We start from the raw sequence: 24,905 nt of genomic DNA on the forward strand, positions 1-24,905 counted from the left end.
CAATGTGTCTATTAAAAAGTGTCCACCATGTGTCCGAACACCTGTCCACCATGTGTCCGGTACATACAGGGAGAGGGCTAGGGTGAGGGGCTCTTAGGGTTCAATGCCCAACTCATGTTTCACCAACGCCAATAACTTGCCCGTATCAATCGGCTTCAGCAGAAAATCCACCACGCTCAAATGCATCGCAGCAATCGCGTCTTTCACATCGGCATCGCCTGAAACAATGATGATCGGCATCGCTGCCCGCACCGATTCGCGTACCTGTCGAATCAGGTCAAGCCCACCAACATGGCCCATGCGCAGATCGGTGATAACCAAGCCGATCGAAGGTTTTTCTTCAAGCATCCTCAGTGCGGTTTCGCCACTGGCCGCTGTCATGCAACGAATACCGTCCAAGGCGAGAATTTCCGACAACAGCTCCCGGGCGTCTTTGTCGTCATCGACGATCAGCACACGCTGCGGTGGCAGGTCAGGTTCGAGCATGACTGCACTGAGCGCTTCTCGCTCGGCGTCGCTCAAAATATCGTGGTCGGACATAGCATTCTCTAAATATTCAAAACAGTCCCTTGGCAAGTGGTCAGACATCGCTGGGCAGAGCTTCAATGTGCACTTCGTCGGAATTTTTTCCAAGAGGCCGCACAAGAGAATTTCCGACTGTTTGCGTAGGGCATCTCCGAAACCTCCCCAACGGTGCCCAAACCTAGACTTACGTCCAATGGGCACTCTGCTCGCCGGGGTCGACCATGGCTGCAACGATCCGACCACAACAATTCGAAAAAGACTGCGGTAATGGTTATGAGTAAAGCGGACGCCTTCACCCAGGCAGGGAAAACCGCGGTGTTGCAGAACATTCAGGGCACTCTGCAATTCCTCCAGCGCTTCCCGCCCTTCAATCAGATGGAACACGCCCACCTCGCCTACCTGGTGGAGCAATGTCAGCTGCGCTTTTACGCTCAGGGCGAGAGCATCATCAAACCCACCGATGGCCCGGTCGAACACTTCTACATCGTCAAACAGGGCCGCGTGGTCGGTGAACGTCAGCACATCACCAAGCCCGGCACCGAAACCACCTTTGAAATCACCACCGGTGAATGCTTTCCCCTCGCCGCGCTGCTGGGTGAGCGGGCGACGCGCACCGAGCATCTGGCCGGCGAAGACACTTTCTGTCTGCAACTGAACAAACCCGCATTCATCAAACTGTTCGCGCTGTCCAACGCCTTTCGCGACTTTGCCTTGCGCGGGGTCAGCAGCCTGCTTGATCAGGTCAACCAGCAAGTCCAGCAGAAAGCCGTGGAAACCCTCGGCACCCAATATTCGCTGAACACCCGACTCGGCGAGTTGGCCATGCGCCATCCAGTGACGTGCAGCCCGCAAACGCCGTTACGTGAAGCGGTGAAGTTGATGCATGAGCAACAGGTCGGCAGCATCGTCGCGGTGGATGAACACAAGGCGCCGCTGGGAATTTTCACCCTGCGCGATCTGCGCCACGTAGTAGCTGAAGGCATTGGCGATTTCAGCGAAGCCATCGAGCGCCACATGACCCGTGCGCCCTTCTACCTTTCGCCGGATCACAGCGCCTTCGATGCCGCGATTGCCATGACCGAACGGCACATCGCTCACGTCTGTCTGGTCAAGGATCAGCGCCTGTGCGGCGTGGTGTCCGAGCGTGATCTGTTTTCCCTGCAACGCGTTGACCTGGTGCATCTGGCCCGGACCATCCGCAGCGCCCAGCGCGTCGAACAACTAGTCACATTGCGCGGCGAGATCGGCCAACTGGTTGAACGCATGCTCGCCCACGGCGCGTCCTCGACGCAGATCACCCACATCATCACCCTGCTCAACGACCACACCGTGTGCCGCGTGATCGAACTGACCCTCACCGAAAAAGGTGATCCCGGCGTGCCGTTCAGTTGGCTGTGTTTCGGTAGCGAAGGCAGGCGCGAGCAGACACTGCACACCGATCAGGACAACGGCATTCTGTTTGAGGCTCGCGATGCGGCGCACGCGGCGGAGATTCGCGGCAAGCTGCTGCCGATTGCCCAACAGATCAATCAGAGCCTGGCGCAATGCGGCTTCACCCTGTGCAAGGGCAACATCATGGCCGGCAACCCTGAGCTGTGTTTGTCGCGGGCGGAATGGGCGCGGCGTTTTGCGGCGTTTATCCGTGAGGCGACGCCGGAGAATCTGCTGGGTTCGAGTATCTATTTTGATCTGCGGGTGGTCTGGGGCGATGAAAGCGCTTGCGCACAATTGCGTCGCGGGATTCTCGATCAGGTCGGCGACAATCGTCTGTTCCAGCGCATGATGGCCGACAATGCCCTGCGCAATCGCCCGCCGGTCGGGCGTTTCCGCGAGTTTGTGCTGGCGCGCAAGAATGGCGAGAAAGCCACGCTGGATTTGAAAGTCCAGGGCCTGACACCGTTCGTCGATGGCGCACGCTTGCTGGCGTTGGCCAACGGCATCGACGCCAACAATACCCTCGAGCGCTTCCGCCAACTGGTCGATAAAGAAGTCATCGAACGACTCGACGGCGCCGCGTATGAAGAGGCTTACCACTTCATTCAGCAAACCCGCATGCAGCAACATCAGATCCAGACCCGGGAGAACCTGCCCTACTCCAACCGTGTCGATCCCGACAGCCTCAACCACCTCGACCGCCGCATCCTGCGTGAATCCCTGCGTCAGGCTCAACGCCTGCAAAGCAGCCTGACGTTGCGGTATCAGCTATGAGCCTGTTCTCGTGGCTGCGCCCGGCCAGCCCGGTGCTGCCGGCCGATCTGCAACAACGCCTGGCGCAACTGCCGGCGATCAGCGAGTTGAGCGATTGCAGCCTGCGCGAACAGCGCTGGGTGGTGCTGGATCTGGAAACCACCGGGCTGAACCTGAACAAGGATCGGGTGTTGTCGATCGGCGCGGTGGTGATCGAGGACGGCGCGATCGACTTCAGCCAGCAATTCGAAAGAACGCTGCAGTGTCGCGAACTGAAGCTCAGCCCCAGCGTGTTGATCCATGGTCTGGGACCGAATGCGATTGCCGCCGGCAGCGACCCCGCCGAAGCGTTGCTGGAACTCCTGGAATTTATCGGCGACAGCCCGGTGCTGGCGTTTCATGCGCCGTTCGATCAGCACATGCTCGGGCGGGCGCTGAAGGAGCATCTGGGGCACAAGTTGCAGCAGGTTTTTCTGGATGTCGCGGATATCGCGCCGCTGGTGTGCCCGCAGGCGAATATTCGCGAGGCGGGGCTGGATGAGTGGATCGACTGGTTCCGCCTGGAAGTGTTCGAACGGCATAACGCCAGTGCCGATGCGCTGGCCACGGCGGAACTGGCGTTGATTCTGTTCAGTCGGGCGCGGGGGCAGCAGATTCATAGTCCGCTGAACCTTCAGCAGCGGTTGAGCCAGTGGAAGCGTCGACAACAAGCACCGTCCTTTTAGATTTTCGCTAGCTGTTCTGGCCTCTTCGCGAGCAGGCTCGCTCCCACACTTGGAATGCGATGCCTTGTGGGAGCGAGCCTGCTCGCGAAGAACGATGACGCGGTTTCACTGATGCCACCTGACCAGTGGCCAATTGCTAACCATTCCCACCTCTGCCAGAATCGCGAACAATTCGCGTTAGTTAATATTTCCCAATCGGTGATGTTCGGTGTCGTCAGTCCCAAGCCCTCACAGTGAGCTCGTCGGTGCGATGTATCGCGACCATCGCGGTTGGCTGCTGGCGTGGTTACGGCGCAATGTGGCCTGTCCGCAGCGGGCCGAAGACCTGAGCCAGGACACCTTCGTGCGCCTGCTCGGTCGCGATGAACTGCTGACACCGCGCGAGCCCCGCGCATTTCTCGTGGCGATTGCCAAGGGTCTGTTGTTCGACTACTTCCGCCGCGCCGCGCTGGAACAGGCCTACCTCACCGAATTGATGCTGATCCCCGAGGGCGAACAGCCGTCGGTGGAAGAACAGCAAATGATCCTCGAAGACCTCAAAGCCATCGACCGCCTGCTCGGCAAACTGTCGAGCAAGGCCCGCGCCGCTTTCCTTTATAACCGCCTCGATGGCCTCAGCCATGCCGAGATCGCCGGAAAACTCGGCGTGTCGGTGCCGCGCGTGCGCCAGTATCTGGCTCAGGGTATTCGTCAGTGCTACATCGCGCTGTACGGTGAGCCAACGTGAGCCCGGCCAGTTCCAGACCGGTGCCGGCGCATGTGCTGGATGCGGCGATTGCCTGGCAGTTGACGCTCGACTCGAGCAGCCCGCTGGAGCGCGAAGAGTTCGCCAAGTGGCATGCGGCCAATGAAGAACACGCCCGGGCCTGGCGGCAGTTGGGCATGCTCGACCAACGCTTCAGCGTGGCCAAGGGGCCGGCGCGCAGTGCCTTGCTGCAATCGCGCGAAGGCATCCGGCGGCGCGTGCGCAAGCTCGGCAGTGGACTGGCCAGCGTGGTCGCGGTGATCGGTCTGGGTCTGTTTGCCGCCGAGCGTTACTTGCCGCTGGACTACTGGCTGGCTGATCAGCGCACCGCTACCGGTGAACAGCGCACCGTACGCCTGGCCGATGGCACCGTGCTCAACCTCAACACCCACAGTGCCGTGGATGTGCGTTTCGATGAGAGGCAGCGCCTGATCGTTTTGCAGGAAGGCGAAATCCTCGTCGAAACCGGCCACGGTGACGCACGCCCGTTCATCGTCGAAACCCGCGAAGGCAGCATGCGCGCGTTGGGTACGCGTTTTTTGGTCAAGCGAGAGGAAGAAGGTACGCGCCTGAGCGTGCTGCAATCGGCGGTGGCGGCACACACCCAAGCGAATCCCGAAGAACAGATTTTGCGCGAAGGCCAGCAGGTGCTGCTGCGCAGTGACGGGTTGGGCTCGATTGTCGCGCTCAACCCCGGCGCCGATGCCTGGACGCGCGGCATGCTGGTGGTCGACAACGCACGGCTGGGCGATCTGGTGCATGAGCTGGGCCGTTATCGCCGCGGGCATCTGGGCGTGGCGCCGGAAGTGGCAGACCTGCGCATTACCGGCAGCTTCCCGCTGCATGACACCGACAAAGCGTTGAGCGCCCTGCTCCCGACCCTTCCGGTGCAGATCGAGCAGCACACGCCGTATTGGGTGACGGTGGCGAAGGCTGAGCCAAAGCCCTGAGTTCGAGTTGAACCTGTGGCGAGGGAGCTTGCTCCCGCTCGGCGGCGAAGCCGTCGCAAAACCGGCAAATGCAATCTTCCTGAAAAATGCAGGGGACCGCTTCGCGCTCCAGCGGGAGCAAGCTCCCTCGCCACAGAGATTGCAGCGCTGCCGAAACAGTCAACGTTCGGTTAATCGAAATTATTTTCATCCAGCCCTATCACTTTTTGATTTTCATCCGGCACACAGGCAATTGAGAAATATTTCCATTCAGGAGCCGCCGTATGTCCCGTTCGCTAGACACCTTGTTGCGCCCCAGTCTGCTGGCCGTCGCCATCGCACTCAGCGCACCGCTGATCAGCAGCCCGTTGCTCGCCGCTGAACAAGCGTCCAGCGTTCGCGCCTACAACCTGCCGGCGGCCCCTTTGGCCACTACCCTGAACCAGATCGCCAGCCAGGGCGGTCTTGCCCTGTCGCTGAACCCTGCGCTGGCAGCGGGCAAGACTTCGGCACCGGTCAACGGTCAGTACGATGCGGCCGGCGCTCTGCGCGCAGCCTTGCAAGGCACCGGTCTGCAACTGGAACAGGCCAGCACCGGCACTTACACCCTGGTTGCCGTGCCGGAAGGCGTGATGGCTCTGCCGGAAACATCGGTCATCGGCGTTGAAAATACCGAAAGCGCCTGGGGCCCGGTCGAAGGCTACACCGCCACCCGCACCGCCGCCGGCACCAAAACCGACACCGCACTGGTCGAAGCACCGCGCTCGATTTCCGTTGCGACCAGACAGCAAATGGATGACCGCAGCGTGCACAGCCTCGATGACGCCGTGCGCTACATGCCGGGCATCACCGCCAGCAGCTACGGCAGCGACACCCGCGCCGACTGGCTGCGCGTGCGCGGCTTCGAGCCGACCCAGTTCCTCGATGGCCTGCCGCTGCCAAAAGGCGTGTACGCCAACCCTAAACAGGAAACCTGGAACCTCGACCGCCTCGCCCTGCTGCGCGGCCCGGCTTCGTCGGTTTACGGTCAAACCCCTCCAGGCGGCCTGTTGGATATGGTCAGCCGTCGTCCAAGCGCCGAAGCGAGCAATGAAATTCAGCTGCAATACGGCAGCGACAACCATCGCCAAATCAACTTCGCCAGCACCGGCAAGATCGACGAGGCCGGTCAGTTTCTCTACGGCATCAGCGGCGTGGTGCGTGACAGCGGCACACAGGTCGACCACGTCGACAACAAGCGCTACAACATTGCGCCGAGCCTGACCTGGAACATCGACGACGACACCAAGTTCACCCTGCTGAGCCAGTTCACCCGCGACGATACCGGCATCACCAGCCAGTTCCTGCCGGTTCAGGGCACCAAGATCAAATCGCCGTTCGGTGATATTTCCCATCACAAAAACCTGGGTGATCCGGACTGGGAATACTACGACCGGACTTACTACGCGTTGGGTTACGCGTTCGAACATCGTCTGAACGACACTTGGCAGTTCAAGCAGAACCTGCGCTACACCAAGTCGGATCTGTCATTCCAGTCGCTGACGCCGGGTTCCTACCCATTCACCGAAGTGGATGATCAAGGCAACGTCGGGCGCACCAGCACCAGCGTCGAAGAAGACATCAGCCAGTTCGCTGTGGACAACAACTTCCAGGCCGACTTCGCCACCGGCGATATCCGCCACACCTTGCTGCTGGGCCTTGATCACCAGCGCAGCAACACCAACTACACCTCGATCTTCGGTGACGGCCTGACCACCAACGTGATCACCCCGATCTACGGTCAGCCGATCGTGCGGCCGGCGCGCTCCACAGCGTTTTACGATTACGACCAGAAGACCTACCAGACCGGCCTGTACATCCAGGACCAGATGGCCCTCGACCAGTGGCGCCTGACCCTCGGCGGCCGTGAAGACTGGGTGCACACCAGCACAAAGTTCATCAACAAGGGCGATGCCACCAATACCCAACGTGACAAGGCGTTCAGCGGCAACGCAGCGCTCAGCTACGTCTTCGACAACGGTTTCGTGCCGTACCTGTCGTACGCCGAATCCTTCCAGCCGACCACGGGCGCCGACGCCACCTCGACCGGTTCGCTGAAACCGACCGAAGGCAAGCAGTGGGAGCTGGGCATCAAATACCAGCCACCGGGCAGCAAAACCCTGCTGACTGCCGCCGTGTATGACCTCACCCAGAAGAACGTCTCGGTCAACACCTTCGTCAACAACGTGTCGATCACCAGCCAGACCGGCGAAGTGAAAGTCAAAGGCCTCGAACTGGAAGCGGTGTCCGACGTCACCGAAAACCTGAAAGTCATCGCCGCCTACACCCTGGCCAAATCCGAAGTGCAGAATGGCGTCGACAAGGGCAATCGCCTGCAACTGATGCCGAACCAGCAAGCCTCGTTGTGGACCGACTACACCTGGCACACCGGCGTGCTCGATGGCTTCGGCATCGGCGGCGGCGTGCGTTACACCGGCAACACCTACGGCGATAAAGCCAACACCTGGCTGGGTAAAGCGGACGCTTACACCGTGTTCGACGCAAGCGTGCATTACGACCTCGGCCGCCTCGACAACAGTCTCAAAGGTGCGTCGCTGGCACTCAACGCCACTAACCTGTTCGACAAGGAATACATTTCCACCTGCGACAGCTTCTACTGCTACTACGGCGATACCCGCAGTGTCGTCGCCAGCGCCACTTACAAGTGGTAAACGACTGAGCTGAAACAGGCCCCGTCTCCAGGCCGTCCTTCGTGGACGGCTTTGGTGTTTTTGAAGGTCATGAAATGAAAAGTAAAACAATTCGTCGCTGGTCGTTCATTCACACCTGGACCAGCCTGGTTTGCACCGTGTTTTTGCTTATGCTGGCGCTGACCGGTCTGCCGCTGATCTTCCATCACGAGATCGAGCACTTGCTCGGCGATGCGCCCGAAGTGCGCGAGATGCCGGCGGACACGCCACGCCTGAATCTGGCGCAGTTGGTTGAGGCCGCGGAAAAACATCGCCCGGATGAAGTCGTGCAGTACTTCGGCTTCGACGACGATGAGCCGAATGCCGTGCTGACGATCATGGCGAAAACCGCCGGCACCGAACCGAATTCCTCGCACACCTTCATGCTCGATGCTCGCACCGGTGAAGCGCTGGAAACCCCTTCGGCCAACGGCGGGCTGATGCTGTTTATCCTGCGCCTGCATGTCGACATGTTTGCCGGCTTGCCGGGCAAATTGCTGCTGGCGTTCATGGGGCTGCTGTTTGTCGTGGCGATTGTCTCGGGAACGGTGCTGTATCTGCCGTTCATGCGGCGACTGAAGTTCGGCACGGTGCGTCAGGACAAATCCACGCGCCTGCGCTGGCTCGACCTGCATAACCTGATCGGCGTGGTCACGCTGACCTGGGCCTTGGTGGTCGGCGTGACCGGAGTGATCAGCGCCTGCGCCGACCTGATCATCGCCGCGTGGCGCAACGATGCGCTGAACACATTGATTGCGCCGTATCGCGATGCGCCGCCGCTGACACAACTGGCGCCGGCCACGCGTTTGCTCGATATCGCTGGCGAAGTCGCGCCGGGGATGAAGCCGGATTTCATCGCGTTCCCCGGCACTCGGTTTTCCAGCGAGCACCACTACTCGGTGTTCATGAAGGGCGGTACACACCTGACCTCGCATCTGCTGACACCGGTGCTGATCGACGCCACCACCCTGAAAGTCACCGCCGTGGCCGAACGCCCGTGGTACATGGACGCCATGGGCATGTCGCAGCCGCTGCACTTCGGTGACTACGGCGGCATGCCGATGAAGATTCTCTGGGCGACGCTGGATGTGCTGACGATCATTGTCCTCGGCAGCGGCGTGTATCTGTGGGTGGTGCGGCGCAAAGCGGCCAAGCCTGTGCTGGAAACGGCGGAGGCGTCTGCATGAAGCCGCGTCAGTCGAATTTCTGGAAGGTCTTCAGCACGCCGCTGGTGATCGCGCTGCTGAGTGCGGCGGGGTTGTTCGCGGCGTTGCTGGGGGATGGGATCTGGGATGCGTTGAGTTGGGTTGGGTTGGGTGTTCCGGCATTTCTCGCCTTAAGAGGATTGTTGCCGCGACGCTGAAGATCTCTGTAGGAGTGAGCCTGCTCGCGATGGCGCACTTGCCTCAACATTAATGTTGACTGACCTAGCGCGATCGCGAGCAGGCTCACTCCTACAAGGGGGCTGTGCAGGGCTTGAGCAAGCCGAGTAACACGCTATGCTCCCCCCTCACCATCCTGATCGAGACCCTGCCAATGTCCGCCCCCAGCATGACCCTGTTCCACAACTCGCTCTCTCCGTTCGTTCGCAAAGTGATGGTATTGCTGCATGAAACCGGTCAGCAGGATCGCGTCGCGCTGCAAGACTGCGCCCTCAGCCCGGTCAGCCCCGATCCGGCACTCAACGCCGACAACCCGCTGGGCAAGATCCCGGCCCTGCGCCTGGCCGATGGCAACGTCATCCATGACAGCCGCGTGATCCTCGATTACCTCGACCACCAACACGTCGGCAATCCGCTGATCCCCCGTGACGGCTCGGCCCGCTGGCGGCGCCTGACCCTGGCCTCGATGGCCGACGGGATCATGGATGCTTCGGTGATGGTGCGTTACGAACAGGCGCTGCGTGCCCCGGAAAAACACTGGGACGAATGGCTCGACGCGCAACGCGAGAAGATCCGCCGCGCGCTCGCCCTGCTGGAAGCGGATGCGATTGCCGAGCTGACCAGCCATTTCGACATCGCGGCGATCAGCGTGGCCTGTGCACTGGGCTACCTCGACCTGCGCTTCCCCGAGATGGGCTGGCGTGACGCCAACCCGCAACTGGCCAACTGGTACTTTGAAGTCAGCCAGCGACCGTCCATGATCGCGACCATGCCCAAGGTTTAAATCTGCGGCGGCAGTTCCGGCCTCTTCGCGAGCAGGCTCACTCCTACAGTTGACCGCATTCCCCTGTAAGAGTGAGCATGCTCGCGATGGCCCCACATCGGTTCCACAGGCAAATACCCAATAATCCGTGCCACCAATTCATCCTTCCAGCGCTGGTCCTCACGCAACCCCAGCAACCCGCTCATTGCACCGCTCCAATATCAAACTCCAACGGCTTGGCCGGCTTCTGCCCGATTCCGTACCAATCCAGTTTGCGCGTCAGTACCATAAACACACCGAGCAAGCCGAACAGCAACAGCGAGCCCATCAACAGCGCGTAATCCTCGGCACTCAACAGGCCATAAAGCAGGCCATACAGCGCCGCCAATCCCGCCGAAAAACTCAAACCGTGGCGCACGCTGCGCAGCACATGGCAAACGTAAAAGCCGATCAACAACACGCAACCACTGGCTGACAACAGATACGCCAGGGCAAACCCGATGTGCTCCGACAGCGACAGCAGCAACAGATAAAAGAACGCCAGCGCCACACCGACCAGCGCGTACTGCACCGGGTGCACCGCCAGACTTTTCAGCACTTCGAACAAGAAGAAACCGGCAAACGTCAGGACGATGAACAGCAGCGCATATTTGATCGCCCGGTCACTTTTCAGATACTGATCCACCGGATCGATGAAGCTCACACCGAAGCTGCGTGCGTTGAACGCCTCGCAATCGTTGTTGCTCACGCAACGGCTCATGGCGTCCTGCATGTTGGTGGAGAAGAACGTGGTCTGCCAGTCGGCGCTGAAACCGGCATCGTTGACTTCACGTTTGGCTGGCAGAAAGTTGCCGATAAAACTTGGGTGCGGCCAATTGGCCGTGATGCTCACGCTACTGCTCTTGCCTACCGGCAGCACTTGCAGCGAACCGGTGCCTTGCAGGCGCAGATCAAAACCGAACGTCAGTTCCGTGGCTTTGCTGGTGTCGAGCAGCGGCAACGTGACGCGTACACCTTCGCCGAGCCAGCCGACCTGAGTGCCCGGCACGAAGTCCAGGCGCTGGCCGTCGAGTTCCAGTTTCAAAGCGTTTTCAATGCCGCGAATGTCGCTGATGCCCACCGCGAGAAACGGCGCGTCAAACTGGTAGTCGGCGAAGTCTTCCTTGATGCCCAACTGGGCCGGCAGCGAGAACTGACCGTTGATGCGGTTCTCAGCGTGGAACAGCCGCGCTTCGTAAATACCCCGGGCGCGCAGCTCGGTCTGCACCTGGCCATCGAGTTCGAAACGCTCCGGCAGAAAGTACAAACGCCCGCGCTCTTCCCACGGATCGTCGTAGCGCTTGTTTTTGTCGTTGATCTTCCAGTTGTGCATCACCCTGCGATACGGCACGACCATCACCGGTCCGCTCACTTGCTGGTTGTGACTGGAACTGCGGGCGATGTCCTGCAACACGCCATCGCGCAATTGCTGGCGATCGTCGATCACGCCGTCGATCATCATCAGCGGTATGAGTAACAGCAGGATCAAAAGGGCAATGGCCCCGAGCTTTATGGTCAGATTCTTGTTCATGGGACTCTCCCTGATTGGATGGGCAGAGTCTGGTTTGGGTGTATGGGGGTTTTGTGGGAGAAATATGGAGATTGTGTGGAGAACCGCAAACCCTTGTGGCGAGGGAGCTTGCTCCCGCTCGACTGCGCAGCAGTCGCAAAACCTGCGCATGAGGTACATCAGATAGACCGCATTGTCCGGTTTGCGGCCGCTTCGCAACCCAGCGGGAGCAAGCTCCCTCGCCACAGGATCAAGCCAAGCGCAATGTCACTTCAACACCACCCTCAACATTGCGAACCCGCATCGACCCGCTATGCAACTTGACCACCTCTTCGACGAAATTCAGGCCTAAACCCGTGCTTTTACGTCCACTGTCCGGACGCGGCAACGAGTAGAAACGCTCAGTCAAACGCGGCAAGGCGTAATCCGGAATCGGCGCAGTTTCATTGAACAAGCGAAACTCGATCTGCTCGCCAACGCGCTCGGCACTGCAACGCAATAACCCTTGCGGCGGCGTGAAATCCAGTGCGTTCTCCAGCAAGTTACCCAACGCCTGACGCAGCAAAAACGGTTCGCCGATCAGCAGCACATCCGCCGCAATCGTCTGTTCTATCCGCAACGATTTGCCTTCAATCCGCGCTGCCTGCGCCTGCAACAACTCATCGACCAACACCGCCAACGGCACCGCCACCCGCTCCTCCAGGCCATGACGCTGTTCGACCTGCGCCAGATTCAGCAATCGCTCGATCAACTGCTGCATCCGCGCACTTTCGCTGTCGATGTTGCCGACAAAACGCAATCGCTGAACCGCTGGCATTTCACCTTGCAACAACTCCGCCGCGCCGCGAATCGCCGCCAGCGGACTTTTCAGTTCGTGGGTCAGGGTGTGCACGTAGCGCTCGACGTAGGCCTTGCCCTCCAGTTGCGTGCGCATTTGCTCGACCGCCGTAGCCAGTTGCTCCAGTTCACCGCCGCGATAGTGCGGCACTTCAACGCGCCGACCTTCGCTGACGGCCTCGGCATACCGGGTCAAACGGTGCAACGCGCGACTCAGCCACCACGACAGCAAGGCGCCGAACAACAGGCCGAGGCCGATCAGCCCCGCACCGTAAAACAGCAGGCGCCGTTCGGTGCGATCGACATAGGGCTGCAACGAGCTGTTGGGTTTGGCCACGGTGACCACGCCGATGATCCGGCCGTTGTCGCGGATCGGCGCGCCAACATGCATGACCGACGATGCCGGGTCATCCGGGTCGCTGCGGCTGGAACGCGCACCGTATTCGCCGCGCAGGGTCAGGTAGACATCGTTCCAGCGCGAGTAATCCTGCCCCACTGCCACACCGCTGGAATCCAGCACCACGATGCCTTTGGCATCGGTGACGTAGATGCGATGGTTGACCTGATTTTTCGGCAAGCCCCAGATGGTCGCTTGCGGCTGGCGTTCGCCGTAGGCACGCAGCAACTCGGGCCAGCGATTCTCACTGAGGGTGCCGGCCTTGAAATCATCGCGGAGGATTTCCGCCATCAGGTTGGCAGTGTCGACCAGGGTTTCTTCGGTGGACTGGCGCACACCGGGACGGATTTCTTCCATCACCGTGTTGAGCACGAAATACCCGGTCAGGCCGACAAACAGCACATACACCAGGAAAATCCGCAGCCCCAACGACATCAGCTGTGCCCCGGGCTGTAGCTGTATCCGAGGCCGCGATGGGTCTGGATCGGCTCGGCTTCGGCGCGCACCAGGCGCAATTTGGCCCGCACGCTTTTGATGTGGCTGTCGATGCTGCGCTCGTAACCGGCATCGGCGGCAACACCCAGCGCATCGAGCAATTGCTCGCGGCTGAACACCCGCTCGGGTTGTTCGAGCAGGCATTGCAGCAGGCGGAATTCGTGGCGGGTCAGGCTCAGGGTCTGACCGCGATAGACAATCTGCACGCGCTCGGGATCAATGCGAAACAGCGCCGAAGTGGCTTCAATCGGCGGACGCGGTGCCATGCGTTTGAGGATCGCCCGAACCCGCGCCGCCACTTCCCGGGGGCTGAACGGTTTGACCACGTAGTCGTCGGCGCCGATCTCCAGCCCCACTACGCGGTCGATCTCGGCGTTGCGGGCGCTGAGGAACAGCACCGGCACTTCGCTGAATCGGCGCAGCTGTTTACAGGTTTCGAAACCGCTGATGTCCGGCAGGCCGATGTCGAGGATGATCAGATCAGCCGGCGTCTGACGCTGGTGCGCGAGCGCCGCCTCGCCGAGGCTCACCCAAGTGGTGGTGAACCCCTCGCCCTGCAAGGCAAAAATCAGCGTGTCGGCAATCGCCGCTTCGTCTTCGACAATCAGGATATGAGGCATGGCGTCCGAGCCCGTGGTTAAGTGCGCGAACGGTGCCCCAAGCGTGCCTTTACGTCAATGAGACCACTTGGTTCTAGCAGTCCGGTTTGTCGGCGGTGAAGCGCCGCGCCGGGTTCACTGCCGCGCCAAATTCACGCAAGGCCTTGGCACCGATCAACAGCGGATAGTTGAAGTTGCTGCGGTCGGTCAGATTGACCTCCACGGTACGCTTGACGTCGCCCAGGCACAGCTCCAGATCTACCACTGGGCGTTTCGCGACTTCGGTGCTTTCGCCCTCGTCCTCTTCATCCGAACGACTCTTGATCTTGCTGATGCGCGCGACTTTGTGTTCGTAGACTTTGTTGCTGGCGTCCTTGGTGCCGAGGCGGAAACGCACCCAGTCTTCGCCGTCACGGGTAAAGGTTTCGATGTCCTTGGCCGACAGCGACGCCGTCAGCGCACCGGTGTCCATCTTGGCCTTGAGCACTTCACCGCCGATTTCCGGCAGCGCGATGTATTCGTAGCGCCCGTACAGGGTCGGCTCGGCGGCCATGACCGGCAGGGCGACAAGGGCAAACAGTGCAAGGAGGGATTTCACGTAAGGGGCTTCCTTGGAAAATGAGGGCGGCAGACGCGAGATTTTAGACAGCCTGCAAGCAATTCGTTCGCCGCTGGGCCCCCTTCGCGAGCAGGCTCGCTCCCACATTTTGAAATGCATTCCCCTGTGGGAGCGAGCCTGCTCGCGAAGAGGCCAGCACATTCAACACAATATCTGGCACCAGCATACCCAGCCAAAAGTGAAACATTTGTCAGCCTCGATTTGGCCTGCCGCGCGAAGCCACTTATCATGGCGCGCCCATCCGACTTCATAGAGTTGCTTATGCGCCGCCTGCTCACCGGCTGTTTCGTCACCCTGCTGTTGTTGCTCAACACCCTGATCCTGATCGGGCCGTTGATGGTGTTTGCCCTGCTCAAACTGGTGGCGCCCGGGCGCTGGCGCGATTACGCGTCGTGGGCGGTGATGTGGATCGCCGAGACCTGGGCCGAAATCGACAAGCTGATCTTCCGCCTGTGCATTCCCACCCAATGGGACATTCGTGGCGGCGACGACCTGCGTGGCGACACCTCTTATCTGGTGGTCAGCAACCATCAGTCGTGGGTCGATATTCCGGCGCTGATCCAGACGCTCAACCGACGCACGCCGTTCTTCAAGTTCTTCCTCAAGAAAGAGCTGATCTGGGTACCATTCCTGGGGCTGGCGTGGTGGGCGCTGGATTACCCGTTCATGAAGCGCTACACCAAGGCGTTCCTGGCCAAACACCCGGAGCTGGCGGGCAAGGATCTGGAAATCACCAAACAGGCCTGCGAGCTGTTCAAGCGCCAGCCGGTGACCGTGGTGAATTATCTGGAAGGCACCCGCTACACCACTGCGAAAAGTGCGCAGCAACAATCACCGTTCAAGCATTTGCTCAAGCCCAAGGCCGGCGGCGTGGCGTTTGTTTTGGCGGCGATGGGAGAACAGCTGGATGCGATTCTTGACGTCACCGTGGTTTATCCACAGGCGGAAATTCCAGGATTCTGGGACTTGATCAGCGGCAACGTGCCGCGCGTGATCATCGACATCAAGACTCGCGAACTCGACCCGGCGCTGTGGCAAGGCGATTACGAGAACGATCCGGCGTTTCGCGAGAAGGTCCAGAGCTGGGTCAACCAGCTCTGGACCGAGAAGGATCTGCGCATCGCCGAGCTGCGCGGCGAGCGCGACTGAATCAGCTACCGGTGCCGGCGCCCCAGATGCTGCCCAGGCTTTGCAGCAGCGGGCCGCCGACGCCTTGATCACCCAGATACTTGAGGAGCACCGGAGCAAACTGGCCGACCATGCCGCTGTCCATGCCCAAGGCGCCGAAGGCGTTGTTCAGGTCACTGGTGTTCTTGACGTTGCCCAGCGCGTTCTCCAGACCGGCGGATTTGCCCGAGGAGCCCAGCAAGCCGCTCAACGCCGCCATGTTGCCGCTACCGCCCGATAGCTTGTCGATACCCGGCACTTCTTTGGCCAACTGCGAATAATCAGTGCTGCTCAACTGGTTCTTGGCCAGGCCCAACATGGCGCTAGTGCCACCGACGGCTTGCTGCGGCGTAACCCCCAGACCGGTGACAGCTTGCAGCAGACCGGCGGTTTCCGAGGTCGGCGCCGCGGCGGTGGCAGCGTTGCCGCCCTGCATGCTCGAAGCTGCTTTGGTCACATCGTCCAGGCTGAAACCGGCAAACACCGGGCTGGCCGCAAGGGTCATCAGCGAAGCCATTGCAATACCGCGTGAAATCTTCATTCAGACATCCTCTTGCGCTGTGAAACCGCCCGTTGAATGGGCAGAGAAACTGCCGGTTTGACCGGCTATCCGGCGGCATGTTCCTCGCCCGCGCATCCATTTTCAGCATAGCCACGTATATAAATCGTGAAACCCTGGAATGGCCGCGATGAATGGCACAAGCGCTTTTGCTGAACTAGCCTGTGAACAACCCGAGATCAGTCCTCGTCGCCTGCCCTTTGCCTGGAGAGACGTCATTTCCATCGCCGACACCGATCAGTTGCGACAGTTATTGGCCCAGTGCTCACTGGGTGATCGTCGCGCCTTCGAAACGCTGTACCGCAGCGTCGGCCCGCGCCTGCATGGCGTGGCCCTGCGCTTTATGGGCCGTGCGGATCTGGCGGAAGAGGTCTTGCAGGAGAGCTTCGTGCGCATCTGGAACAACGCTTCGCGCTACGAAGCACATTTATCGGCGCCGATGACGTGGATGATCAACATCACCCGCAATCAGGCGATCGATCAGTTACGCAAACACCGCGAGCGGCCGCTGAGCGATCTTGAGCAGGACGCGTTGCCGGATGAGAGTCCTTCGGCGCATGACCAATTGAGTAGCGCCCGTGAGGCTCACGCACTGAACCGCTGCCTGGAAACCCTCGACGGCATGCAGCGCCAGTCGATCAGCGTGGCGTATTTTCACGGCTTGTCTTGCACTGAACTGGCCGAGCATCTGGCCACGCCGCTGGGCACGGTCAAATCGTGGATCCGTCGAGGCATGGAACGACTGCGCCGGTGCCTTGAATCATGAACTACCAGACCCCTGCCCTGCGCCGCGCCCTCGCCGCCGATTACGCCATTGGTTTGATGTCCACGGCTGCGCGTCGGCGCTTCGAACAATTGTTGCTCGATGACGCTGCGTTGCGAGCGGAAGTGGCGCAATGGCAGGAAACCCTCGCCAGCCTCACCGAAGCCGTGCCGGAACAACCGGCACCCGATCGCGTGTGGCAAGGCATTACCGCACGTATCGAACCGCAAGTACTGCATGTGCCAGAGAAACGTCCGTTCTGGAACTGGCTGAGACTTACGGCTGCCGCAGCCTCAATCGTTGTGCTGGTCTTCCTCGGCTCGCTGTACAACCGCGACGACGCCCGCTACCGCGCCACCCTGCTGACCGCCGATGCGCAACCGGCGCTGAAGGTCGAGGCGCATGCAGATTATCTGCAGGTCGAGCCGCTGACACTGGCGGCCATCGATCCCGGACGCAGCCTGGAACTGTGGGCAATTCCGGCGGATGGCAAGCCGATCTCGTTGGGTGTGATCCCGGCGGGGGGCAAAGGCAAGGTTGAATTGAGCGAGGCGCAGAAAGCGCTGATAGGCAAACCGATTGCGCTGGCGGTGAGTCTGGAGCCGAAGGGTGGTTCGCCGACTGGGCAGCCGACTGGGCCGGTTCTTTACCAAGGTGCTTTAGCAGCCCTTTGATTGCAAAGATCAAAAGATCGCAGCCTTCGGCAGCTCCTACATAAATCCCGTGTAGGAGCTGTCGAAGGCTGCGATCTTTATAGTCCCGCTTCTTCTTAGAGCGCTCTTGATTATTTCTAAAAAAACTAGAAAACCTGTCAGATTTGACAGTTGGCACAAACCTGTAACGCCGCCAACATTTCTGCTCCCCTTACGTAATGGAGTACAAATGATGAAGCTGAAAATTGCCGCTGGTGTTCTGGTTAGCCTGGCCATGATGAGCACCGCCTATGCAGCGACTTGCCCGACACTTTCAATTACTCACGCTCAAGACAACGAAGATCTCACTTTCACCTCTGCACGTCTGAAAGATAAAGACACTGCCAATTCGGTTGTCATTTGTCGTTACGAAGGCAAGAACGACCTCGGCGCATCGTCCGGATACAGGAACGGTACTCCGGTTAAAGCCACCGGAGCCGGTTGGAAAGATAAGGAAGGTAAGCTTTCGGATGATTGCGTAGTCACCGATGGAGACGCCAGCAAATGCTCGTTTAAAGAAAAGAAGAAGTAACATGTAAGGAAGGGCAACTCGAGGGTTGCCCTTTTTTTCACCAGTGAAACCTACGCCGCACTGAACAACTTATGCGGATCAATCACAAACTTCTTCGGCACGCCCGCGTCGAACTCGCCATACCCTTCCGGCGCCTGGTCGAGACTGATGACCTGCACACCCACCACTTCGGCAATATTGATGCGATCCCACATGATTGCCTGCATCAATTGGCGGTTGTACTTCATCACCGGGGTTTGACCGGTGTGGAAGCTGTGTGACTTGGCCCAACCGAGGCCGAAGCGAATGCTCAGGCTGCCCATTTTTGCGGCGGCGTCCACGGCACCCGGATCTTCGGTCACGTACAGGCCCGGGATGCCGATCTTGCCGGCCACACGCACCACGCCCATCAACGAGTTGAGCACGGTGGCAGGAGCTTCGGATTTCACGCCGTCATGACCGTGGCCACGGGCTTCGAAGCCGACGCAGTCCACCGCGCAATCGACTTCCGGCTCGCCCAGCAGGGCGGCGATTTGTTCATGCAGCGGCGTGTCTTTCGACAGGTCGACGATTTCGAAACCCTGCGCCTTGGCGTGGGCCAGACGGATGGTGTTGACGTCGCCGACGATCACTACCGCAGCGCCGAGCAGACGCGCGGAAGCAGCAGCCGCCAGACCGACCGGGCCGGCGCCGGCAATGTAAACAGTGCTACCGGGGCCAACACCGGCAGTAACGGCACCGTGATAACCGGTCGGGAGAATGTCGGAGAGGCAGGTCAGATCGCGGATTTTCTCCATGGCCTTGTCGCGATCCGGCAGTTTCAGCAGGTTGAAGTCAGCGTACGGCACCAGCACGTACTCGGCCTGGCCGCCGGTCCAGTCGCCCATGTCGACATAGCCGTATGCGCCACCGGCACGGGCCGGGTTGACGGTCAGGCAGACGCCGGTGTGTTGCTCCTTGCAGGAACGGCAGCGCCCGCAAGCGACGTTGAATGGGACGGAGACCAGATCACCGATTTTCAGGTTCTCGACGTCGGAGCCTTTTTCGATCACCTCGCCGGTGATTTCATGGCCCAGCACCAGACCGGTCTGCGCCGTGGTACGGCCGCGCACCATGTGTTGGTCGGAGCCGCAGATATTGGTGGAAACCACTTTGAGAATGACCCCGTGCTCGATCTTGCGACCGCGCGGGTCCTGCATTTTCGGATAGTCGATTTTCTGTACTTCGACCTTGCCAGCGCCGAGATACACCACACCACGATTGCCAGACATGCTTTCACCTCGCTGTTGTTTTTATGAAACCGCGTTGCCCAGGCAGGCAGCGCGTTAAGTGCTCGGGTTACTGCTTGTTGGTTTTGCGTTGTTTGTTATGGCCCTATCGCTGGCAAGCCAGCTCAAACAGGATTCAGGTTGGATTCAAATTTTGTGAACGACACAAACCCCTGTGGGAGCTGGCTTGCCAGCGATGGCGGCCTAAAGAACGACCGTGCGATTGGCGTTGAGGAACACCCTCCGCTCAATGTGATATCCCACCGCCCGGGCCAGGGTCAGGCCTTCAATATCCCGCCCCTTGGCAATCAAATCCTCGGGGTAATGACTGTGATCCACCGCCTCGACGCCCTGGGCAATAATCGGCCCTTCATCGAGATCGTTATTGATGTAATGCGCCGTCGCACCCACCAGTTTCACGCCCTTGTTGTAGGCCTGGTGATAAGGCTTGGCGCCCTTGAAACCCGGCAGCAGCGAGTGATGAATGTTGATCGCCTTGCCATCGAGCTTGCGGCACAACTCCGGCGACAGCACCTGCATATAGCGGGCAAGAATCACCAGTTCGGCGCCAGACTCCTCAATCACCTGCCACACCTGACGCTCCTGCGACGGTTTGTCATTGGGGTCGAGGGGGAAATGGTAGTAGGGAATCTGGTGCCAGTCGGCCAGCGGTTTGAGATCGGGGTGATTGGAAACCACCGCCGCGACGTCCATCGACAACTGGCCGATGCGCTGGCGGTAGAGCAAGTCGTTGAGGCAGTGATCGGCCTTGGAAACCATGATCACCACTTTTGGCCGGTAGTTCGGCGCAGTCAGCTCGAAGACCATGCCGAACGCCTGCCCACGTTCGGCCAAGCCTGCGCGGAAGGATTGCTCGTCGAAACCGTCGGGCTGGCGGAATTCCACGCGAATGAAGAAGCGGCCGGAGAGACGGTCATCGAACGAATGGTGCTCGGTGACGTAGCAACCCTGCTCGAACAGAAAACGCGTCACCGCGTCCACGGTGCCAAGGACGCTGGGGCAGTCGGCGGTCAGAATCCATGTGTCTGGGGCGCGGCTCATGGTGCGGTGACTCCTGTTTCAAACTCTGTGGACGGAGTAAACACTGTGGCGAGGGAGCTTGCTCCCGCTGGGTTGCGAAGCGACCCCAAAATCGGCGACCGCATTTCTCCAGGAAAAAAGCGGAGGCAGATTTTGCGACTGCTCCGCAGCCGAGCGGGAGCAAGCTCCCTCGCCACAAATGCAGTCATGAGCAAACCGGGGTCAGGCCTGGACGCTCAACCCGTACTCAGCCGAAGCATCCTGCAACCACAACCACCAGTAATCCGAGAAGCTACGACGGATCAGCAACTCCCAGGTGTCCTCAGCCGTATGGCGAATCATCAACTGACTTTTGGCGAACACCGTGCCCACGGCCTTACCGACCGGGAAGTTATTCGGGTGCACGTCATAACTGGTGGACTTCATCAGCACCTGACGCACATTCGGCCCGCTCAGTTCGAGCAATTGCTGACCGCCACTGACGTTGACGATCGCGATGTGCAGATCGCCCAGCGCTTCACGCAGTTTCTGTTCAGCGGCGAATTCTTCACCGCTCGGCACGATCAGCAGCCACTCATCCGGGCCCATCCATTGCAGGCTGGTTTCGCCTTTGACGATCACACTCAGGGCAGCGGGCAACTCGATGCCAAGGGCTTTGTGCACACCGGCGGCGAACGCTGCGTCATGACCATCACCACGAATGGTCAGATGGCCGAGGAGTTTCTTTTCACGCACGATCACGCCGGCGTTCTTGCGGCCCTTGCCGGCCAGGCTGGCGAGGTCGGCATGGTGCAGCGACGACTCGGCACGGGCACCGGTGGTCGGGCGTTGTTGGTACACGTTGGCTGTGGTCATAAAGCACCCTTCCTGAATTCGTAATCCCTGTGGGAGCTGGCTTGCCAGCGATGGGAGCGGCGCGTTTTGCCTGATACACCGCGTCATCGTTCATCGCGGGCAAGCCACGCTCCCACAGGTTCTGTGGTGTTAGATGTTCTGCCGATCACCCTTCGGATCGAAGAACACCGAAGAAACAATCTCCGCCTCGATCACGCTGCCATCGGCCAGCGGTGCAAACACCCGCTCGCCGAGGCGCTTCAGACCGCCCTTGACCACGCCCATGGCAAACGAATAACCGAGGGAGTTGTGCGCGTAGCTGGAAGTCACGTGGCCGACCATGGTCATCGGGATCGCCTGTTTGGTGTTGAACACCAACTGCGCGCCTTCCGGCAGCCAGACGTTCGGATCGATCGGCTTCAAACCTACCAGCTGTTTGCGCTGATCCTTCACACAGTCTTCACGGTTCATGCCGCGCTGGCCGATCCACGAGAACGGTTTGGTGCGACCGACACACCAGCCCATGTTCAAGTCATCCGGAGTCATCGAGCCGTCAGTGTCCTGGCCGACGATGATGAAACCCTTCTCGGCACGCAGCACGTGCATGGTCTCGGTGCCATACGGCGTCAGGTTGTACTGCTTGCCGGCCTCGACGATTTTCTCCAGCACGCCCATCGCGTAGTCGGCCTGCACGTTGACTTCGTACGACAGCTCACCGGTGAACGAGATGCGGAACACCCGCGCCGGCACGCCGCCGACCAGACCTTCTTTCCAGGTCATGAACGGGAACGCTTCGTTGCTCAGATCGATGTCAGTCACGGCGCTGAGCAGCTTGCGGCTGTTCGGCCCGGACAGGGTCATGGTTGCCCAGTGGTCAGTGACGGAAGTGAAGTAGACCTTCATGTCCGGCCATTCGGTCTGGTGGTACAGCTCCAGCCATTGCAGGACGCGAGCCGCGCCGCCGGTGGTGGTGGTCATGACGAAATGGTTGTCGGCCAGGCACGCCGTGACACCGTCGTCGAAGACCATGCCGTCTTCTTTGCACATCAGGCCGTAACGGGCCTTGCCCACATCGAGTTTGGTCCAGGCGTTGGTGTACACGCGGTTGAGGAACTCACGGGCATCCGGGCCTTGAATGTCGATCTTGCCGAGGGTCGAGGCATCGAGCAGGCCGACGCTGTCGCGCACGGCTTTGCATTCGCGCTTCACGGCGGCGTGCATGTCTTCGCCGTTTTTCGGGAAGTACCATGGACGCTTCCATTGACCGACGTCTTCAAACTCGGCGCCGTTCTTCACATGCCAGGCATGCAGTGCGGTGTAGCGCACAGGCTCGAAGATGTGCCCACAGTGACGACCGGCCACGGCGCCGAAAGTCACCGGCGTGTAGTTCGGGCGGAACATCGTGGTGCCCATCTGCGGGATGGTCACGTTCAGCGAACGGGCGGCGATGGCCAGACCGTTGACGTTGCCGAGCTTGCCCTGATCGGTGCCGAAGCCCAGCGCAGTGTAGCGTTTGACGTGCTCGACCGACTCGAAACCTTCGCGGGTTGCCAGTTCAATCGCAGCAGCGGTGACGTCGTTCTGCAGGTCGACGAATTGCTTCGGTGCCCGCGCGGTGCCCTTCTCATGCGGCACCTGGAACAGCGCCAGTGTCGGCTCTTCGAGACGGCTCAGGGCTTTCGGCAAGGTGCCTTCGACCGCTGCGAAACCGGCTTCACTGGCAGCACGCACGCCACCTTCAAAACCGTCAGCCAGCGAATCGCCGAGACCGTAAACACCGTTGATGCCACCGACACACACGCGCTTCTGTGGTGCTTCACCCGGTACGAAACCGAGGATGTCTTCACGCCAGGTCGGCTTGCCACCGAGGTGCGACGCCAAGTGGACGACCGGGCTGTAACCGCCAGAACTGGCGATCACGTCGCAGTCGAGCCATTCGCCCGGGCTGGTCACGGCATGCGCTTTGACATCAATCGCGGCAACGCGGGCAGCGGTGACACGCTTGCTGCCACGGGCCTCGATCACGGCGCTACCGGTGAGAATACGGATGCCTTTGGCGCGGGCCTCTTCCACCAGTGCACCACGCGGATTGCTGCGTGCATCGGCGATGGCGACCACTTGCAGACTGGCATCGAGCCAATCCAATGCAACGCGATAGGCATGATCATTGTTGGTGCTGAGGACAAGCTTTTTACCCGGCGCCACGCCGTAACGGCGCACGTAAGTCGACACCGCACCGGCGAGCATGTTACCCGGCACATCGTTGTTGCCGTAAACCAGCGGACGCTCGCAGGCACCGGTCGCCAGCACCACACGCTTGGCGCGAACCCGGTGAATGCGCTGACGCACCTGACCGATGGGCGCACGGTCACCGAGGTGATCGGTGAGGCGTTCGTGAATGGTCAGGAAGTTGTGGTCGTAGTAACCGTTGACCGTGGCGCGCGGCAACAGCAGCACGTCCGGGGTGTTCTTCAATTCGGCGATAACGCTGGCGACCCACTCCATCGCCGGCTTGCCGTCGAGGCTTTCGCGGGAATCGAGCAGGCTGCCGCCAAACTCTTCCTGCTCATCGGCGAGGATCACTCGGGCACCGCTGCGCGCAGCGGCCAGTGCAGCCGCCAGACCCGCAGGGCCGGCACCGACGATCAGCACGTCGCAATGCTGGTTCATGTAGTCGTAGGTGTCCGGATCGTTCTCGGTCGGCGAACGGCCCAAACCTGCGGCCTTACGAATGTACTTCTCGTAAGTCATCCAGAACGATTGCGGGTACATGAAGGTTTTGTAGTAGAAACCCGGCGGCATCAACTTGCCGCCGACCTTGCCGAGAATCCCCATCATGTCGTTGTTGACGCTCGGCCAGCCGTTGGTGCTGGTGGCGACCAGGCCTTGGTACAACGCCTGTTGCGTGGCGCGTACGTTGGGAATCTGCGTGGCTTCGGTGGCGCCGATCTGCAGGACGGCGTTCGGCTCTTCGGCACCGGCAGCAAAAATGCCGCGAGGACGCGAATACTTGAAGCTGCGGCCGATGATGTCGACGCCGTTGGCGATCAGCGCGGCGGCCAGCGAGTCGCCCTCGAAGCCTTTGTAGGTCTGACCGTTGAAGGTGAAGCTCAGCACTTTGTTGCGGTCGATCCGTCCACCGTTGGACAGGCGATTGGTCTGGCTCATACCTTCTCTCCCAGCGCCGTCGTGGCTGTTTTCGCCGAATCAGCCTTGTCGGTGAATTGCGGCTTGGTGCCGATCTTGTAGGTTTCGAGAATCTCGTAGGTCACGGTGTCGCGGGTGACGTTGAAGTACTGGCGGCAACCGGCAACGTGATCCCACAGCTCGTGGTGCAGACCGCGCGGGTTATCGCGGAAGAACATGTAGTCGCCCCACTCCTCATCGGTGCAGCTGGCAGGATCCAGTGGACGCGGGATGTGCGCCTGGCCGGATGCGTGGAATTCCTCTTCGGAGCGCAGTTCGCCGCAGTGAGGACAGAAGATATGCAACATGGGGATTTCTCCTGTTAGTGGGCAACCGCAGCAGCGCCGTGTTCATCGATCACCGCCCCGGTGTGGAACGGGTCGCGGGCGACGGGTGCGGCCGC

23 protein-coding genes are annotated in these 24,905 nt (G+C 60.3%); 12 read left to right on the plus strand and 11 right to left on the minus strand.

What is annotated here, in order from left to right; translation table 11 throughout:
* Positions 1-93 precede the first annotated feature (93 nt).
* Positions 94-540, minus strand: coding sequence for a response regulator (locus ACIOWE_RS27400; protein WP_401397974.1), 447 nt, complete (start codon positions 538-540; stop codon positions 94-96).
* 258 nt (positions 541-798) lie between these two features.
* Between ACIOWE_RS27400 and ACIOWE_RS27405 the strand changes: the two genes are divergently transcribed.
* From ACIOWE_RS27405 to ACIOWE_RS27440, 8 genes are all read left to right on the plus strand, one after another.
* A complete protein-coding gene (locus tag ACIOWE_RS27405) occupies positions 799-2,733 on the plus strand; it encodes a putative nucleotidyltransferase substrate binding domain-containing protein (protein WP_401397942.1) in 1,935 nt (644 codons plus the stop codon).
* Positions 2,730-3,437, plus strand: a complete 708-nt coding sequence (locus ACIOWE_RS27410) for a PolC-type DNA polymerase III (protein ID WP_401397944.1) — start codon at positions 2,730-2,732, stop codon at positions 3,435-3,437. The genes ACIOWE_RS27405 and ACIOWE_RS27410 overlap by 4 nt, the downstream gene beginning before the upstream one ends.
* Positions 3,438-3,687: 250 nt before the next feature.
* Positions 3,688-4,164 (plus strand): RNA polymerase sigma factor, encoded by a 477-nt coding sequence (locus ACIOWE_RS27415; protein ID WP_401397946.1) that lies wholly within the window; start codon positions 3,688-3,690, stop codon positions 4,162-4,164.
* Positions 4,161-5,132 carry a FecR domain-containing protein gene (locus tag ACIOWE_RS27420; protein ID WP_401397948.1) on the plus strand — a complete coding sequence of 324 codons (972 nt, stop codon included), beginning with the start codon at positions 4,161-4,163 and terminating at the stop codon, positions 5,130-5,132. Before ACIOWE_RS27415 ends, ACIOWE_RS27420 begins: the two co-directional genes overlap by 4 nt.
* Before the next feature lie 263 nt (positions 5,133-5,395).
* Positions 5,396-7,822: a TonB-dependent siderophore receptor gene (locus tag ACIOWE_RS27425; RefSeq protein WP_401397950.1), complete on the plus strand. Its 2,427-nt coding sequence runs from the start codon at positions 5,396-5,398 to the stop codon at positions 7,820-7,822.
* A 74-nt stretch (positions 7,823-7,896) separates the two neighbouring features.
* A complete protein-coding gene (locus ACIOWE_RS27430) occupies positions 7,897-9,027 on the plus strand; it encodes a PepSY-associated TM helix domain-containing protein (protein WP_401397952.1) in 1,131 nt (376 codons plus the stop codon).
* The gene (locus ACIOWE_RS27435; protein WP_401397954.1) at positions 9,024-9,203 is read left to right on the plus strand and encodes a hypothetical protein; all 180 of its coding nucleotides are present in this window, start codon (positions 9,024-9,026) and stop codon (positions 9,201-9,203) included. The genes ACIOWE_RS27430 and ACIOWE_RS27435 overlap by 4 nt, the downstream gene beginning before the upstream one ends.
* A 173-nt stretch (positions 9,204-9,376) precedes the next feature.
* Positions 9,377-10,006, plus strand: a complete 630-nt coding sequence (locus tag ACIOWE_RS27440; protein WP_401397956.1) for a glutathione S-transferase — start codon at positions 9,377-9,379, stop codon at positions 10,004-10,006.
* Positions 10,007-10,187: 181 nt separating this feature from the next.
* Here ACIOWE_RS27440 and creD read toward each other — a convergent pair whose 3' ends face one another.
* The 4 genes from creD to ACIOWE_RS27460 form a co-directional block, all read right to left on the minus strand.
* Positions 10,188-11,555 carry a cell envelope integrity protein CreD gene (creD, locus tag ACIOWE_RS27445; protein ID WP_401397957.1) on the minus strand — a complete coding sequence of 456 codons (1,368 nt, stop codon included), beginning with the start codon at positions 11,553-11,555 and terminating at the stop codon, positions 10,188-10,190.
* A gap of 229 nt (positions 11,556-11,784) precedes the next feature.
* Entirely contained in the window at positions 11,785-13,203 is a 1,419-nt protein-coding gene (creC, locus tag ACIOWE_RS27450; protein WP_401397959.1) for a two-component system sensor histidine kinase CreC, read from the minus strand.
* On the minus strand, positions 13,203-13,883 hold the full coding sequence (creB, locus tag ACIOWE_RS27455) for a two-component system response regulator CreB (protein WP_401397961.1): 681 nt from the start codon (positions 13,881-13,883) through the stop codon (positions 13,203-13,205). The genes creC and creB overlap by 1 nt, the downstream gene beginning before the upstream one ends.
* Positions 13,884-13,956: 73 nt before the next feature.
* Positions 13,957-14,460, minus strand: coding sequence for an ATP-dependent zinc protease (locus ACIOWE_RS27460; protein WP_053124525.1), 504 nt, complete (start codon positions 14,458-14,460; stop codon positions 13,957-13,959).
* 282 nt (positions 14,461-14,742) lie between these two features.
* On the opposite strand from ACIOWE_RS27460, the gene ACIOWE_RS27465 reads away from it, so the two are divergent.
* A complete protein-coding gene (locus ACIOWE_RS27465; protein WP_401397963.1) occupies positions 14,743-15,630 on the plus strand; it encodes an acyltransferase in 888 nt (295 codons plus the stop codon).
* Position 15,631: 1 nt separating this feature from the next.
* Here ACIOWE_RS27465 and ACIOWE_RS27470 read toward each other — a convergent pair whose 3' ends face one another.
* Positions 15,632-16,189 carry a DUF2780 domain-containing protein gene (locus tag ACIOWE_RS27470; protein WP_201236527.1) on the minus strand — a complete coding sequence of 186 codons (558 nt, stop codon included), beginning with the start codon at positions 16,187-16,189 and terminating at the stop codon, positions 15,632-15,634.
* 148 nt (positions 16,190-16,337) lie between these two features.
* On the opposite strand from ACIOWE_RS27470, the gene ACIOWE_RS27475 reads away from it, so the two are divergent.
* The 3 genes from ACIOWE_RS27475 (at position 16,338) to ACIOWE_RS27485 (ending at position 18,194) form a co-directional block, all read left to right on the plus strand.
* Positions 16,338-16,973 carry a sigma-70 family RNA polymerase sigma factor gene (locus ACIOWE_RS27475; RefSeq protein WP_401397965.1) on the plus strand — a complete coding sequence of 212 codons (636 nt, stop codon included), beginning with the start codon at positions 16,338-16,340 and terminating at the stop codon, positions 16,971-16,973.
* Entirely contained in the window at positions 16,970-17,644 is a 675-nt protein-coding gene (locus tag ACIOWE_RS27480) for an anti-sigma factor domain-containing protein (RefSeq protein WP_401397967.1), read from the plus strand. Before ACIOWE_RS27475 ends, ACIOWE_RS27480 begins: the two co-directional genes overlap by 4 nt.
* A gap of 208 nt (positions 17,645-17,852) precedes the next feature.
* Positions 17,853-18,194, plus strand: a complete 342-nt coding sequence (locus tag ACIOWE_RS27485) for a hypothetical protein (RefSeq protein WP_401397969.1) — start codon at positions 17,853-17,855, stop codon at positions 18,192-18,194.
* A gap of 50 nt (positions 18,195-18,244) precedes the next feature.
* Here the strand turns inward: ACIOWE_RS27485 and fdhA are convergent, their stop codons facing one another.
* The 5 genes from fdhA to ACIOWE_RS27510 all read right to left on the minus strand — a co-directional run bounded on the left by fdhA (position 18,245) and on the right by ACIOWE_RS27510 (position 24,810).
* Positions 18,245-19,444, minus strand: a complete 1,200-nt coding sequence (gene fdhA / locus ACIOWE_RS27490; RefSeq protein WP_042561444.1) for a formaldehyde dehydrogenase, glutathione-independent — start codon at positions 19,442-19,444, stop codon at positions 18,245-18,247.
* 201 nt (positions 19,445-19,645) lie between these two features.
* Positions 19,646-20,503 carry a formyltetrahydrofolate deformylase gene (gene purU, locus ACIOWE_RS27495; RefSeq protein ID WP_064589552.1) on the minus strand — a complete coding sequence of 286 codons (858 nt, stop codon included), beginning with the start codon at positions 20,501-20,503 and terminating at the stop codon, positions 19,646-19,648.
* A gap of 201 nt (positions 20,504-20,704) precedes the next feature.
* A complete protein-coding gene (locus tag ACIOWE_RS27500; RefSeq protein WP_401397971.1) occupies positions 20,705-21,337 on the minus strand; it encodes a sarcosine oxidase subunit gamma in 633 nt (210 codons plus the stop codon).
* Positions 21,338-21,466: 129 nt separating this feature from the next.
* On the minus strand, positions 21,467-24,484 hold the full coding sequence (locus tag ACIOWE_RS27505) for a sarcosine oxidase subunit alpha (RefSeq protein ID WP_401397973.1): 3,018 nt from the start codon (positions 24,482-24,484) through the stop codon (positions 21,467-21,469).
* A complete protein-coding gene (locus tag ACIOWE_RS27510; RefSeq protein WP_213026784.1) occupies positions 24,481-24,810 on the minus strand; it encodes a sarcosine oxidase subunit delta in 330 nt (109 codons plus the stop codon). The genes ACIOWE_RS27505 and ACIOWE_RS27510 overlap by 4 nt, the downstream gene beginning before the upstream one ends.
* Between the last annotated feature and the right edge of the window lie 95 nt (positions 24,811-24,905).

This window comes from Pseudomonas sp. NPDC087598 (assembly GCF_044743525.1).
In the GTDB taxonomy this organism is placed as follows: Bacteria; Pseudomonadota; Gammaproteobacteria; order Pseudomonadales; family Pseudomonadaceae; genus Aquipseudomonas.

Excerpts from the sequence above, each read along its gene's own strand:
- ACIOWE_RS27400 (WP_401397974.1), bottom strand. The coding sequence starts at position 540 with ATGTCCGACCACGATATTTTGAGCGACGCCGAGCGAGAAGCGCTCAGT.
- ACIOWE_RS27405 (WP_401397942.1), top strand. The coding sequence starts at position 799 with ATGAGTAAAGCGGACGCCTTCACCCAGGCAGGGAAAACCGCGGTGTTG.
- ACIOWE_RS27410 (WP_401397944.1), top strand. The coding sequence starts at position 2,730 with ATGAGCCTGTTCTCGTGGCTGCGCCCGGCCAGCCCGGTGCTGCCGGCC.
- ACIOWE_RS27415 (WP_401397946.1), top strand. The coding sequence starts at position 3,688 with ATGTATCGCGACCATCGCGGTTGGCTGCTGGCGTGGTTACGGCGCAAT.
- ACIOWE_RS27425 (WP_401397950.1), top strand. The coding sequence starts at position 5,396 with ATGTCCCGTTCGCTAGACACCTTGTTGCGCCCCAGTCTGCTGGCCGTC.
- ACIOWE_RS27430 (WP_401397952.1), top strand. The coding sequence starts at position 7,897 with ATGAAAAGTAAAACAATTCGTCGCTGGTCGTTCATTCACACCTGGACC.
- ACIOWE_RS27435 (WP_401397954.1), top strand. The coding sequence starts at position 9,024 with ATGAAGCCGCGTCAGTCGAATTTCTGGAAGGTCTTCAGCACGCCGCTG.
- ACIOWE_RS27440 (WP_401397956.1), top strand. The coding sequence starts at position 9,377 with ATGTCCGCCCCCAGCATGACCCTGTTCCACAACTCGCTCTCTCCGTTC.
- creD (WP_401397957.1), bottom strand. The coding sequence starts at position 11,555 with ATGAACAAGAATCTGACCATAAAGCTCGGGGCCATTGCCCTTTTGATC.
- creC (WP_401397959.1), bottom strand. The coding sequence starts at position 13,203 with ATGTCGTTGGGGCTGCGGATTTTCCTGGTGTATGTGCTGTTTGTCGGC.
- creB (WP_401397961.1), bottom strand. The coding sequence starts at position 13,883 with ATGCCTCATATCCTGATTGTCGAAGACGAAGCGGCGATTGCCGACACG.
- ACIOWE_RS27465 (WP_401397963.1), top strand. The coding sequence starts at position 14,743 with ATGCGCCGCCTGCTCACCGGCTGTTTCGTCACCCTGCTGTTGTTGCTC.
- ACIOWE_RS27470 (WP_201236527.1), bottom strand. The coding sequence starts at position 16,189 with ATGAAGATTTCACGCGGTATTGCAATGGCTTCGCTGATGACCCTTGCG.
- ACIOWE_RS27475 (WP_401397965.1), top strand. The coding sequence starts at position 16,338 with ATGAATGGCACAAGCGCTTTTGCTGAACTAGCCTGTGAACAACCCGAG.
- ACIOWE_RS27480 (WP_401397967.1), top strand. The coding sequence starts at position 16,970 with ATGAACTACCAGACCCCTGCCCTGCGCCGCGCCCTCGCCGCCGATTAC.
- ACIOWE_RS27485 (WP_401397969.1), top strand. The coding sequence starts at position 17,853 with ATGATGAAGCTGAAAATTGCCGCTGGTGTTCTGGTTAGCCTGGCCATG.
- fdhA (WP_042561444.1), bottom strand. The coding sequence starts at position 19,444 with ATGTCTGGCAATCGTGGTGTGGTGTATCTCGGCGCTGGCAAGGTCGAA.
- purU (WP_064589552.1), bottom strand. The coding sequence starts at position 20,503 with ATGAGCCGCGCCCCAGACACATGGATTCTGACCGCCGACTGCCCCAGC.
- ACIOWE_RS27500 (WP_401397971.1), bottom strand. The coding sequence starts at position 21,337 with ATGACCACAGCCAACGTGTACCAACAACGCCCGACCACCGGTGCCCGT.
- ACIOWE_RS27505 (WP_401397973.1), bottom strand. The coding sequence starts at position 24,484 with ATGAGCCAGACCAATCGCCTGTCCAACGGTGGACGGATCGACCGCAAC.
- ACIOWE_RS27510 (WP_213026784.1), bottom strand. The coding sequence starts at position 24,810 with ATGTTGCATATCTTCTGTCCTCACTGCGGCGAACTGCGCTCCGAAGAG.